We start from the raw sequence: 12,561 nt of genomic DNA, 5'->3' as shown, positions 1-12,561 counted from the left end.
TAGTACGTATTATCCTACTTTAGGGTTACTCCAACACTGGCAGGCCCGCTAAGAACCAGCCACAAATCTTAAGGTCTTTTATCCTTTTCTTTCTTCTATTTTCAGAAGGTTTGGCCAAGCTATCCCTTACCCTTTGGGTCGACAGGCTCAAACATGACCGCCTCCTTGCCGCTCTCATCGGCTGCACTACGGATTCCCTGCCGCCCCTCGGTTCTTATTTTGACTTCATGGACAGGCTCTGGACTGCACCGCCAACGGACTTATATACGCGGGACAAACTGCTTCCGGCTTCCTGGAACAGCAAAAGGCCAGATAAGCCCAAAGGCAAAAAACAGAAAGCACAGGAGGCAAAGCCCAAAATCACAGAATCTATCGAAAAACGGCTCATGAGCGGGAAGGATATCCCTTTTAACTTTGAAGGGCGGCTGCAGCGCTTCTTCTATCACGTGGCTGTCCTGCCTTCCATGGAATCCGGTCTCATACCAAGGGAACACCTTACGGTTTCCGGAGACGGCACCGCCGTGCATACCCATGCCTGCCCACGCGGGCACCACAGGGTTGGCGCACCGGAAAACCTGCGGCATTTCCCCGACCCCGATGCTTCCTGGGGCTGGGACAGCGACCTGGAAAAATATTACTTCGGCTACACTTTGTTCCAATTATCCTGCTATAACAGTGAACTCAGGACAGATATCCCCCTGCTTCTGCGTTTTACCAGTGCAAAGCGTCATGATTCGGTCAATTTCCTTGTCGCTTTCCATGAACTGGAAAAACATATGCCGGCTGTTTCCACCTCGAATATGTGCCTGGATTCTGCAATGGACAATTACCCCACCTACCGGATCCTTAAAAACAGGGGAATACGGGCCTTCATCGACCTGAACGACAAATGCGGCCGGCCAAAAACAATTCCTGATACCATCACCATTGACAAAGATGGAACGCCCTTATGTCAGGAAAAACTGCGCATGAAGCCTAACGGTTATGACAAATCCAGCGGTTACCTCATGTGGCGCTGCCCCTATGGGAAAGATCACTGTTCCAAATGTAAAAACTCCTGCACCGATTCCAAATATGGGAGAGTCGTCAAGACCCGGCCCGAATGGGATATCCGGCTTTACACCGACGTCCCCCGCGGCACAGATGCTTATAAGAAGATTTATAATCAACGCACCGCCACGGAACGTATCAACAACCGCATCCTCAATGATTACGGACTGCACCGTATGTTCATACACACAAAGGAGCATTATTCTTTCATGACGACCATGATTGGAATCTGCATCCATCTGGATGCCCGCTATAAACAGCAGGTGCAGGCAGCGGCATAAACCAAGTTTCCTGCTTCTGAATTCTTTCAGGCCTGTTTTCCGACAGGTTTTAAAGTCATGCACATTTTTATTCTTTATGCTCTCTGGACTGCTCAAGCCCCATAATCATCCATTCCTTATCCCTCTCATTTCTGAAAATCAACCCTTTCCTGCTTATTCTCTATTGAGTTTCCGAGAGTGCTCCATGTAGCATTTGCAAGGCACTGTGTATGTGATGCCATGCCGTACTCCGGCAACGTCCGTACATTTCCCTGATTTCCTGTTGTGTATAACGCCCAAAAAAGTAAAGATAAATGATTTCCCTCTATTTCTCCGGCAGAGAGGACAGGGATTCGGCAAGCTCCCCGCTAGTTAGCATAATTGTCTGACCGTATATGGTGACTGGATATTCTTCATAGGGATTTATGAAAAGCCCGTCCAATACGCTTAAAGGATGATATTTTTCTTCGGTTAGATATTCAAAAGATATTTCCCTTTGTCGACGTCTGCTCCGTTCCCGCCATGCGTTGATAGCTGCATAAAGAATGACAATTCTGCAAAAAGCGTTAAATGTGTATTCGATATGTTCCTTGTATGCTTCTGTGCAATCCATGAAAATTTCCTCATCTCTGGATAATGTAAGAGGGCGGCAGCACTCCTTGCTGTCGTCCTCTTGATTACCCCAACAGCAAAGACAGGCGGGGCTGTCAACGGCGGGCGAAGCCCGTTCATTTTATCGGTGACTGGATCGGCTAGTTTTGCTATCTGTGTTGTATTTACCTTGTTCTTACTATCTTTCAACCATACTGTAATGTTCCGCTTTATTTCCATAAGCATTTCTCATTTTATATCTTGCTTTTCAAAAAATATTGTCGTTACCGACATTAAAATCACTGTTAAAACCACTACGACAAATACAGAAGTTAATACAGGTATCGTTGAAGCTGTGCCATTCAGAATAATTTGATTACTCCAATAATTCGGAAATAGCCTTGAAACAAAATTTTCAGCACCAGCCAGATAATTTCCAGCATACATAATTACTATCGTTAAGATAAAAGTAACGAATGGATTGGCAAACAGTCCAACCAAAAAAGTAATACCAATCAAGAGCAGATACATCATCATCTGCAAAGCAATGGAACTCAATATATTTATAGTGGAAAAGCCATCCATTGTAGATGCGAACATTCCCGTTCCCATTGGCAGGCGAGACACAAACAGATAATAAGAGCCAATACAGACCAGAATCGTTCCCACAACAAAAACAACTGTCGCAATAATAACAGCCAAATATTTTCCCCAGACTACGGTTGACCTTTTTCTAATCCGCAAGAGCATCAATTTAATCTGACCACGTTCAATCTCCCCTGAGAATTGAAATGCTGCAAATAGAATGAGCAATATTCCTATGATGCCTAGCCCGGACAATACATTCCAGACAATAAAAACAAAATCCATGCAGGAGTAAATGCCTGTGTCGCCAGTTATTAGATTTAGTTCAATTACCCCATGCGCATATCCAAATGTAACAACGATTGCTAACAGCATAGGGATAAACAACATCAAGCTGCTCTTTCTCCGGCTGTTCTTATATAGTTCTGTTTTGATAACCTGTGCTAAACTCATGTTAGTTTTCCTCCCTATCTCATCAACTCTACAAAAGACTTGCCACTGTTTTTCATATCCATATATGTGTTGGAATACGCAATGATGCCATCATTCAAAATAATGATATCATCGGCAAGGTCGCAGACCTCGGTAAGCTGGTGGCTGGAAAAGATGATAGATGTTTCATTTTCTCGGCAAAGTTTACGCAACAGGTTTTTTACATCTTCAATCCCGATAGGGTCAAGCCCTACGAACGGTTCATCCAAAATCAGCAAAGCAGGTTTGGTAATGATTGCCTGCGCAAGTGCCAGCCGCTGCTTCATTCCAAAGGAAAATGAGCGGACACTTTTTTTGCTGGATGATTCCAGTCCCACAAAAGAAAGAAGTTCATGGATTCGTTTATCCTGCTCTACAGCGTGAACGGCTTTTGTCAACATCATAATAACTTTCAAATTCTGATATGCAGTCATATCATCGTAAAAACTTACATCCACAAGAGAGCCAATTTCCGCTTTCAGCGTTTCATCTGAAAGTTCTATCTTTTTTCCATGAAAGATGATTTCTCCTTGATAATTGGTATTCAATCCAAGAATGGACTTCATCAAAGTTGTTTTCCCTGCGCCATTCTTTCCAATCAAGCCAAGGATATGCCCCTGCTTAATTTGAAAAGATACGTCTCTCAGTACAGGATATTTCTTGTATCCCTTTCGAAGATGCTGGACATCCAGAATAATATTTTCATTCATACAGTGATTCCTCCTATTTCTGTTTGAAATAAACTAGCACGGCAATAACAGCCAGTACAATCAAGATTAAAATTGCAAGAATTAGTTTCGGCATTCGTTTCCCTCCCTTCGTTATATGTATACTTTAACACACAAAAAAGCAGCTACCGCAACTGTCCTCAAAGCAACGGGTAACTGCCCTCGAATTTATTGATAAAAAAGCATAACGCTTACGGTAAACATATTCTTGTTATATTCATACTCCATCGTTCCGTGATATTTTTCTACTGCTAGTCTAACATTTTTCATTCCCCATCCATGATGTCTTTTATCTGTCTTGGATGTTTTAAAATTTCCTTTGCTGATAACTGGTTCTTCTATACAGCTATTCGCAATTTGTATAATAATGAATTGGTTAATACGCCGGATTGTTACGGACAGTATTTTTGCGGATGCTTCTGGCAACTTTCCACATGCTTCCATCGCATTATCCAGCAGATTTGTTAAGATTGTACATAAATCAACCGGGTCTATCTTACAGTCTTTTGGATATTCCGCATGAATACTTGTTTCTACATTCTGTTGTCTTGCAAACGCGGCTTTCTGGCTCAAAATATAATCAACAGCCTCAATGCCAGTAAACCGCTCTACAGAATAAGCAGCTCTGTCTTTGCCAAGCCTGTCAAGATATGTTCTTGCTTCCTCAACCTTACCGTCTGCCAGATAGCTTTGAATCATGGAAAAATGATTTCCCATATCATGATATAGACGGGCATTTGATTCATAAGATTCTTTTGCAACTTGATAATTCTTTGCCAGCAGCTCATTTTGCAGAGCAATATTTTCCTGTTCTTTCCGTATCTGGCACAAACGATAATAGAAATAAGCCGAACAGATAATAAAGACAAACGCCAGTGCTAAAATTGCTTGGAACAAATCCGTCTTAAAATTTGTTACGATATTTGTTGACATCCAATAAGTTGCGCTGACAAATCCTAATACAGCTCCCGCCAATGCAATTCTAACTTTACCCAATTGTACCGTTGCCCTTTTTAATATAAAACGGACAATCCATATAATAAGACTATCTACCAATTTAAATAAGATAATCAAATATAAACGCATATTGCTGAAGCCAGCCTGAAGTTGTGCTGAAACCGCATAACCAGTAATATCCTCAATGAATCCTAAAATGGAACCTTCCACAAAATTCAGTCCTGTAAGATAAACCACCGCCACAAAAAGAAAACTAAAATAATTTCCTTGAAACAGTATACATGCACCAAATGAATATGCAAAAACACCATAAACAATCGTTACGAGACTAAATGAAATATCTATAAAATTCAACAAAATAACTCCAACAGTAATAATGTTTGCTACTGCCAAAAACATAATAATCTGCTTTTCCTTTTTGAACTGTGTTGGTGCTAACACATGGATAATTGAAAAATAAAATAACGATTCAACGAATGTTACCAACCATTCTACACATATTTGAATGCCAATCATATTTGCTTCCTCCAAAAGCGGAGCATTTTTATCTTAAAATCGGAAATGCTCGCTTTACTGATTACAACACATTGATTGTCCGAAAAGAGTATACTAGCATCATCTATACCAATCACATTTACCAGATTTACGATACACCCTCTGTCCGCAAAACAGAAATATTCCCTGCTTATTTCCTCAAAGACCTGCGACAGTGTTTTTCGTACCGATTGCGTTTTTCCTCCCGCCAAATGAAATACGGCATATTTTCCATCTTTTAAAATATACAGTATTTCTCTATATGGTAACTGCTCAACATGATTTTTAATCTCAATCGTGTAAAATTCATTTCTTTCCAGACGGTACAGTTTATAATAATCCTCCAACGCAAACGGTAATTTTTCGTCTATGACCGTTTTGGGAATATACCGAAACACCGAAAATTCATAAGCTGTAATCGCATACTCCAAATGAGATGTGATAAAAATGATTTTCGCAGCGGGCATAGTATCGTAAATCACTTTTGCTAAATCCATCCCGTCCATTCCGGGCATCTCTATATCCAGAAGAAGTAAGTCATAATGGATTCCATCCTGTAAGTCGTACAGCAGATTCTCACTGGATTGGTATGTCTGAATTTTACAGTCCACACAATGCTTCTTAAAAAATTTATCGGTAATGGTTTCAGCGCAGGAAACGCTTTGTTTGTTATCATCACAAATTGCTATATGTATCATTCTGCTTTTCTCCATTTTCCTATATTCCATTCGATATTATACTGTACTTTGACACGGTTCTCAATGGTAATCTTAAAGAAGATAGGAATAGGCGATCCTACTCCCATACTGTATGTTACTGCATAAGCATGGAAACGTTTTATTCTGTAAATGTAATCACATCTTAAATACTTTATAGTTTGGAATAGTGTGGTTCTGGCGGTCTATCTCTTGTTTTCGGTTGCTTGGTTCTTTACCGTACATGAGCATTATGTTACTGGTGGCCGCTTAAAAGCGGCTTCTGTTGTACTTACTTTGAGGGCTCTCCTTCCAGTCGATCCCTCTCATACTGCTCTTTGATATACTTTGTTATCGTTTCTTCATTTACATTACCGACTGTCTCGCAATAATACCCTCTTGCCCAAAAGTGACGGTTATATCGGTCTCTATACTCCGGATGTCTGTCGAAAAGCATAAGGCTACTCTTCCCCTTAATCCTACCAACTACCTTCGCCACGCTCGCCTTAGGCGGAATCGACACGTACATATGCACATGATCCGGCAGTGTTGCTACCTTGATAATTTTGACTTCTTCCATCTTGCATATCTTGCTAATGACTTCTCCTACCTCTTTCCTCAAATCCCCAAACATCACTTTTCTACGATATTTCGGGATAAATACTATGTGATACGTGCAATTATAGCGACTATGTGATAAACTTTGAGTATCCATGAATATACCTCCGTTGTGTTTTGTGCGGTTTGCCAGACCTGCATCTATTATACAACGGGGGATATTCTGGTACTCTGTTTATCGCCACTTGCGTCTGCTAGTACACTGAAAAATAAGTTCCTAGTACAGCATTGCATTAATTTCGAAGTAATAGGTGACTGAATTTTGTGTAAGCGCAAGGCGGAGGTTTTTATGGTTCAAAAAGAATGGGATATGCAATCCCTCAGTGATGTTTTCCTACAAACCGTCAGAAGTTACGGCATTAAGGAAGTAAGCCTGGAACAGTATGAAGCTGTCTGCAAAAAGATCATCCGCTTTTCATCAGAGAAGGGCTTCCGTACCTACTATCAGGGACTCCGGGCGGATTATGATGCATGGATTGATGAAAAGATCCGCAATCAATCCATCTGTTACGAATACGGAAGGTTTCAGCATCGGGTTATTCGAATGATGGAATCTCTTGCTGAAACAGGGCAGACAGATTTTTCCAGCCGCTTTTATTCACCCAGAGAGTATGTGGTTTCCGGCCAGTCTGGGGAACTTATTGAAAAAGCACTTGATTATCACTCATTAAAAGGGGAATCCAGGACAGAAATGTCAACGGTAATGAGGCATTTCTTCAAATACGCTGAAGATAAGGCAGAAACGGATGGCGTGAAAGTAACGGATGACCTTCTGATGGATTTTTTTGTAGAAGTGCTCCCAAAAACTAATAAAGGCAGCATGGGAAGGTCATTACGGACAATCAAATATCTTTCCGTGTATCTCAAAAATAATAGTAATTCTGACCTTGTGCTTGATTTTACACAACTAAATGCAATCAAGTTCTTAATGAACCGAAGTATATAAGAATTATAAGTTCAAAACTGGAAAGGCTCATAGAATCCTGGAGCTATTCATTATTAGAGATGGAGGACTGTGGGAGGTGTCCTTCGCATTGAAAGAATTTAAAAAAAGGTGTTGACTCCTACGTTGCGTAATAGTTTATATTGATATTACCAAGCGAATGGAGGATATGCCAATGATGACAGTACATGAAGTGAGCAAGCTTGCAGGGGTGAGTATACGTACTCTTCAATATTATGACAAGATCGGTCTTTTGCATCCGACGGGATACACCGATGCGGGATACAGATTGTATGACGATACGGATCTGGAACGCCTTCAACACATATTACTGTTTCGTGAGTTGGAGTTTCCGCTGAAGGACATCAAGGCAATTATTAACAGCCCGGATTTTGATAGAGGCAAGGCTTTAGAGCAACAGATAAGACTGTTGAAGTTGAAGAAGGAACATATTGAAAACCTGATGAATTTTGCGCTTGGAATAAAAATGTTAGGAGTAAGACACATGGATTTCAAGGTATTTGATAGAAGTAAACTGGATGAGTATTCCAAACAGGCAAAAGAACTGTATGGAAATACACCGGAATACAAAAAGCTGCAGGAGAAAACAAAGAATCGTACCAAAGAAGAGGATAATCTTCTGGCTGACCGTTTCATGCTACTATTCAGGGAGGCAGGAGAGATAAGGAACACAGATCCGGCATCACCTGAAGCACAGAGTATTGTGAGAAGGATACAGGATTTCATCACGGAGAATCTGTACACCTGTTCTGATAAAATTTTGAGCGGATTGGGTAAGATGTATTCGGGCGGTGGAGACTTTACCAAGAATATTGATGAATATGGTGGTGAAGGAACGGCAGAGTTTGTTGATAAAGCAATTCAGATTTACTGCGAGAAAAATGAAGAAGTAGAATAAACACTACTTCATATGGTTTTAGGGAGAGTCGGTTAGATCGGCTCTCCTTTTATGTCTGGAGGGAGGTGATCTGGTGTATCCGGTAAGTGCGGTGTTTCTGGAAGCCGTGAAGGCAAATACAAGAAAATATTATTAGACAGGCAGGATCACTACGACTGCCGGGACGGTTTATGAGCTTGAGCAGGATGATATGGTTAAGGGCAGCGGATATATCACAAGCCAGTGTTGTGGAAGTACAGAAATCGAACTGGGGACTGTTTACGCTGCAGAGATGGGAATTTCGCTTTTCTCTGAGATAGACAGATATATGCTGGAGGATGCGATGGTTACATTGTCCTATCATCTTCAGGTCAAGGGCGGAAACTATGAAGAGATTCCGATGGGAATCTTCGAGGTGTCAGAGGTGAACCGTAAGGCGAAGTGCCTAGTACAGCATTGCTGAAATAACAATGAATAAATATTGCTTTTTTATTGTAGTCGGTGCATAATAATTCTATCACTAAAGAATGGATGGATTACCTCATACTTCGCAACCTAAAACTGCTTATCATTACGATTTTATAAGCCTTGCAATAGTAAAAATAAAATAGCTTTATGCCGCAGTGGGCATAGTAAAGCGTTCTCTCCACGGTGTGGGGAGATTGCCGATAAATGTACAGAGCAGTCCGTTGATCTGTTCATCCGAAGCTTTGAAATGCTGTTTCACACTCTGCAGCATGATGTCCAAAATGAGAATGATTGCACAGTCCATCATTTCATTTATGATATCCCGCTGTACCTCATAAAATAGTTCTTCCAGACTTCTGTTATCTGTATTTTGGAAACGCTCAATTGCCAGTATCATGTACCGTATTGCAACGATTACCATATGTGAAGTAATGGCATCATAGCTTGTACTGTGGCATTCCGTACGAAGTTTTAAATAGCTCTTTGACATTTTAAAATAGGTTTCAATTTTCCAGCGCATCGTGTACGCACGGAGGATTTTCTCTTCATCTAAGGTCATGTCAGTGCATACAAAGCATACCCAGTCCTTGCGGTTGCTGTGATTCCGTACGTAGACCAGTTTTGCCTTCATGGCATTCCCGGTACTGTCAGGAATGATAATATCTACAGACAGGAGGTATCTGGAACGCCCCCTGCGCTTTTTGTTCCTGCTGTAGATTTCTTTTACATTCAGTTTTTTCTCCTCGCCTGTTGCGGGATCTCTCCAGATATATTTCGTGCTGTTCTTTTTGATCATCGCTATGACATCTGTTCCTATCCCCTTGAGCGCAGCCAGCTGGGATGGACTGGAAAACCATGTGTCAAACAGGACATAATCGAATGGTATCCCTGCTTTGTGTGCCTGCTTTACCATATGTTGGACAACAAGGGTTCCCTTTGTTTTTGCCATTGCCCGGCGCTTTCCGCGTAGTGTACGGCAATCGATTCGGACATTGGGTCCAACCATTTGTTTCTCATCGCGCGTTGACAAAAGGGACTGTGCAAAAGGAATGAATGTCTCTCCATTTGTCCATCCACCAGTCATCATGCGGTATCCAAGACGGGTCTTATGATCATTATGGTCAAAAACCCTGGCACATAATTCGGTTCCCTTTCCGCCGGTCCGCGCATATAAAGAATCATCAAAAATCAGAGCATTGATATGTTTGTCTGTGGTCTGTGACTCTATATCTAAAATGACATTTTTTGCTGTTTCCAATTGCAGCCTTTCCCAGTTAGCTCCGGGAAGCTTATCAAAACGGTAAAATGTGTCTTGCTTATAATCCCGGAAGAATGTGTCCGTCTTAAACATCAGATACGCACTTGCAGGGGCAAAACACACGAGAAGTTTGTCGATAAGCAGATCCTTGGCACTCACAACTTTCTCAAGGACGGGTGATTGTTTCAGATCACCCAGCAGACGGGAAATCGGGTTATCAAAGTATGTCATCCCGCTGTTGACAAAAATGTCATCGACCATTTTTATGACACCACATTTCCTAAGAAGGGGACGACCAATGTACTTATCAAAAAAATTTTCAATACTATCTAAGAGTTGTTTGCTATTATCAAAGATTTCTGCTATGCTATTCATGGTATAAGCCTCCGTTTTTAAATGGTTTTCGGCTAATTCCATTATAACAAAAACAGAGTGCTTATACCTTTTTATTTTTGATTTTCTCTGTATTTTCAACTAACACAGCACAAATTCAGGTTGCGAAGTATGAGGATTACTATGCGAAGGAAAACAATTGATACTATCCCAGTTTTATCTGATGCCATGAAAAGCATCTTATCTGCTTTTTCAAAAAGCCGCTCCCTTCCGTCTGGACTGGTCAAAAGAGCCGGCATTGTCCTGCTTGCGTCACAGGGGGAACTCAACCAGAATATTGCATCACAGGTCGGACTTCATTATAATAATGTTGCCACCTGGCGCAGCCGATTCCTCGCGGCGCTCCCCGCCTTGCGGAAGATTGAAATGGACGATCCGGAAAAGCTCGAAGATGAGATACGGGCAGTCCTGTCCGATAAAAAGCGTCCCGGTGCCCCGTCTGTTTTTACGCCGGATCAGATTATGCGGATCATCGACCTTGCATGCAGTAACCCAAATGATTTTGGGTACGAAGTAAGCCAGTGGAGCCTCCCGCTGTTAGTGGCAGAAATTAAAAAGCAGGGGATCGCTGAACAGATTTCTGAGAAATCTGTCAGCCGTTTTTTAAAAATGAGGTAGATTTACATCCCCACAAAATCCGTTATTGGCTCCATTCTTCTGAAAAGACGGAATCCCCGGAATCTTTTGCGTGTAAAGTAAACGAAATCTGCGGCCTGTACCAGAGCGCCCCGGAACAAAACCGGGAAGGTGCACACGTTGTTTCCACGGATGAAATGACGGGGGTACAGGCGTTGGAACATAAATATCCTAATAAGCTCCCATTACCCGGCCAGTGCGCCAAAATGGAGTTTGAGTATATCCGCCATGGCACGACCAGTCTCATCGGGTTCTTTGATGTTGCAACGGGCCGTATGGAAATGCCATATCTAAACTCCACACGCACAGAAGAGGATTTTGTGGAAGCTGTAAAAGCATTGACAGAAACAGACCCGCAGGCTCCATGGACATTTATATGTGATGGCCTGAACACCCATAAGTCGGAAGCCCTTGTCCGCTTTGTGGCAGAGGCCTGTGTCCCTGGTGTGGAACTGGGCAAAAAAGGAAAGACAGGGATCCTCAAAAGTATGAAAAGCCGGGCAGATTTCCTGCATGACCCTTCCCACCGGATCCGCTTTGTGTATACTCCGAAACACAGTTCCTGGATGAACCAGATTGAGATATGGTTTGGCATCATTAACCGAAAGCTGCTGAAGCGGAAAAGCTATCTGTCAATAGAAGAACTGGAAGCAAGCATCTTGCGCTTTATTGAACAGTACAATCTTACAGCACACCCATTTAAGTGGACATATGCTGGGATACCATTAGCAATTTAATCACTGATATTTAAGCAATGATGTACTAGTACATCATTGCATTAATTATTGAGTAATAAGCACTTGCTATACATGCCATCTGCACGCCTTCGAACCTAGATGTAGCCCGCTACACCGTCGGTTCGTAGACGCACAGCTGACACGAATATCAAGCACTATTACTTCAAGATTAATGCAATAATGTACTAGAGATCAAGGCGTATGATTATATGCTTCGATTTGAAAAGAACTTCAATGAGACTGCTGAATACTATGCCTTGGAAACCGATGACGGGCTGACCATGAATCAGGGAGTGAATCCGCTCCTGCAGATTGGGCTGGATGAGACAAGGCGTGATCTGATCTCGAATGTCCTGAATGACATAGCGGCGGTGAATGATGTGCCCTTTGATTCAGGCACGATAGGAAATCCGGCGCTTGATCTGGGAGATGTGCTTCAATTTACCGGAGGTCAGGCGGATGCGGAAAAGATATCTGCGGTCACTTCCATGAGTTGTAAGATTGGAGTCAAGATGAGCCTGAAGGGTGTTGGTAAGAATCCAAGGCTTGCCAGGGTGAAGAGCAAGAACGATAAGAACATCTCCGGGCTCCTGAATCAGATTGAGGCAGGAAAGATTGGGATCCATACCTTTACTAAGGTATCTGCCTTTACAGTGAATGATAAGGATGTAAAGATTATCAGCATTCAGTTTGCTTTTTCAGAACAGAATCATGCCCAGTTCTTTGGTCAGAACAGGTG

At 42.0% G+C, this 12,561-nt stretch carries 12 protein-coding genes and 3 pseudogenes; 7 read left to right on the top strand and 8 right to left on the bottom strand.

All coding sequences use genetic code 11. The annotated features are described in order from the left end of the window. Positions 1-110 precede the first annotated feature (110 nt). Positions 111-1,331 (top strand): transposase, encoded by a 1,221-nt coding sequence (locus tag VSQ62_RS20110; RefSeq protein WP_334636566.1) that lies wholly within the window; start codon positions 111-113, stop codon positions 1,329-1,331. Between the two features lie 160 nt (positions 1,332-1,491). On the opposite strand, the pseudogene VSQ62_RS20105 reads toward VSQ62_RS20110, so the two are convergent. The 7 genes and pseudogenes from VSQ62_RS20105 to tnpA all read right to left on the bottom strand — a co-directional run bounded on the left by VSQ62_RS20105 (position 1,492) and on the right by tnpA (position 6,586). Beyond that, a pseudogene (locus VSQ62_RS20105) lies at positions 1,492-1,863 on the bottom strand (RNA polymerase sigma factor). Continuing rightward, entirely contained in the window at positions 1,782-2,141 is a 360-nt protein-coding gene (locus VSQ62_RS20100) for a hypothetical protein (RefSeq protein WP_334637791.1), read from the bottom strand. The pseudogene VSQ62_RS20105 and the gene VSQ62_RS20100 overlap by 82 nt, the downstream one beginning before the upstream one ends. Positions 2,142-2,150: 9 nt before the next feature. Then, complete coding sequence (locus VSQ62_RS20095; RefSeq protein ID WP_334636565.1) at positions 2,151-2,939, bottom strand: DUF2705 family protein; 789 nt, start codon at positions 2,937-2,939, stop codon at positions 2,151-2,153. Positions 2,940-2,953: 14 nt separating this feature from the next. Further along, positions 2,954-3,667 (bottom strand): ABC transporter ATP-binding protein, encoded by a 714-nt coding sequence (locus VSQ62_RS20090; RefSeq protein WP_334636564.1) that lies wholly within the window; start codon positions 3,665-3,667, stop codon positions 2,954-2,956. 186 nt (positions 3,668-3,853) lie between these two features. Then, positions 3,854-5,158: a sensor histidine kinase gene (locus VSQ62_RS20085; protein WP_334636563.1), complete on the bottom strand. Its 1,305-nt coding sequence runs from the start codon at positions 5,156-5,158 to the stop codon at positions 3,854-3,856. Next, the gene (locus tag VSQ62_RS20080) at positions 5,155-5,874 is read right to left on the bottom strand and encodes a LytR/AlgR family response regulator transcription factor (RefSeq protein ID WP_334636562.1); all 720 of its coding nucleotides are present in this window, start codon (positions 5,872-5,874) and stop codon (positions 5,155-5,157) included. The genes VSQ62_RS20085 and VSQ62_RS20080 overlap by 4 nt, the downstream gene beginning before the upstream one ends. 289 nt (positions 5,875-6,163) lie before the next feature. Further along, positions 6,164-6,586: an IS200/IS605 family transposase gene (gene tnpA / locus VSQ62_RS20075; protein ID WP_334636560.1), complete on the bottom strand. Its 423-nt coding sequence runs from the start codon at positions 6,584-6,586 to the stop codon at positions 6,164-6,166. Between the two features lie 192 nt (positions 6,587-6,778). On the opposite strand from tnpA, the gene VSQ62_RS20070 reads away from it, so the two are divergent. The 3 genes and pseudogenes from VSQ62_RS20070 to VSQ62_RS20060 form a co-directional block, all read left to right on the top strand. Next, positions 6,779-7,435 carry a hypothetical protein gene (locus VSQ62_RS20070; RefSeq protein ID WP_334636559.1) on the top strand — a complete coding sequence of 219 codons (657 nt, stop codon included), beginning with the start codon at positions 6,779-6,781 and terminating at the stop codon, positions 7,433-7,435. Between the two features lie 172 nt (positions 7,436-7,607). Beyond that, entirely contained in the window at positions 7,608-8,351 is a 744-nt protein-coding gene (locus tag VSQ62_RS20065) for a MerR family transcriptional regulator (protein ID WP_334636558.1), read from the top strand. Positions 8,352-8,424: 73 nt separating this feature from the next. Beyond that, positions 8,425-8,778: pseudogene (locus tag VSQ62_RS20060) on the top strand (hypothetical protein); the annotation flags it as partial. A 165-nt stretch (positions 8,779-8,943) separates the two neighbouring features. On the opposite strand, the gene VSQ62_RS20055 reads toward VSQ62_RS20060, so the two are convergent. Beyond that, entirely contained in the window at positions 8,944-10,431 is a 1,488-nt protein-coding gene (locus VSQ62_RS20055) for an IS4 family transposase (protein ID WP_334633004.1), read from the bottom strand. A 141-nt stretch (positions 10,432-10,572) separates the two neighbouring features. Here VSQ62_RS20055 and VSQ62_RS20050 point away from each other — a divergent pair, with 141 nt between their 5' ends. The 3 genes and pseudogenes from VSQ62_RS20050 to VSQ62_RS20040 form a co-directional block, all read left to right on the top strand. Next, positions 10,573-11,067, top strand: coding sequence for a helix-turn-helix domain-containing protein (locus tag VSQ62_RS20050; protein WP_120397171.1), 495 nt, complete (start codon positions 10,573-10,575; stop codon positions 11,065-11,067). Further along, positions 11,037-11,822, top strand: a complete 786-nt coding sequence (locus VSQ62_RS20045) for a transposase (RefSeq protein ID WP_120397172.1) — start codon at positions 11,037-11,039, stop codon at positions 11,820-11,822. Before VSQ62_RS20050 ends, VSQ62_RS20045 begins: the two co-directional genes overlap by 31 nt. Before the next feature lie 236 nt (positions 11,823-12,058). Then, positions 12,059-12,553 (top strand): annotated as a pseudogene (locus VSQ62_RS20040) (hypothetical protein); the annotation flags it as partial. Positions 12,554-12,561 lie beyond the last annotated feature (8 nt).

The organism is Sporofaciens sp. JLR.KK001, assembly GCF_036941055.1.
In the GTDB taxonomy this organism is placed as follows: Bacteria; Bacillota; Clostridia; order Lachnospirales; family Lachnospiraceae; genus Sporofaciens.
The sequence above is the reverse complement of the archived record's forward strand: the minus strand, read 5'-3'. Positions and strand labels throughout refer to the sequence as shown.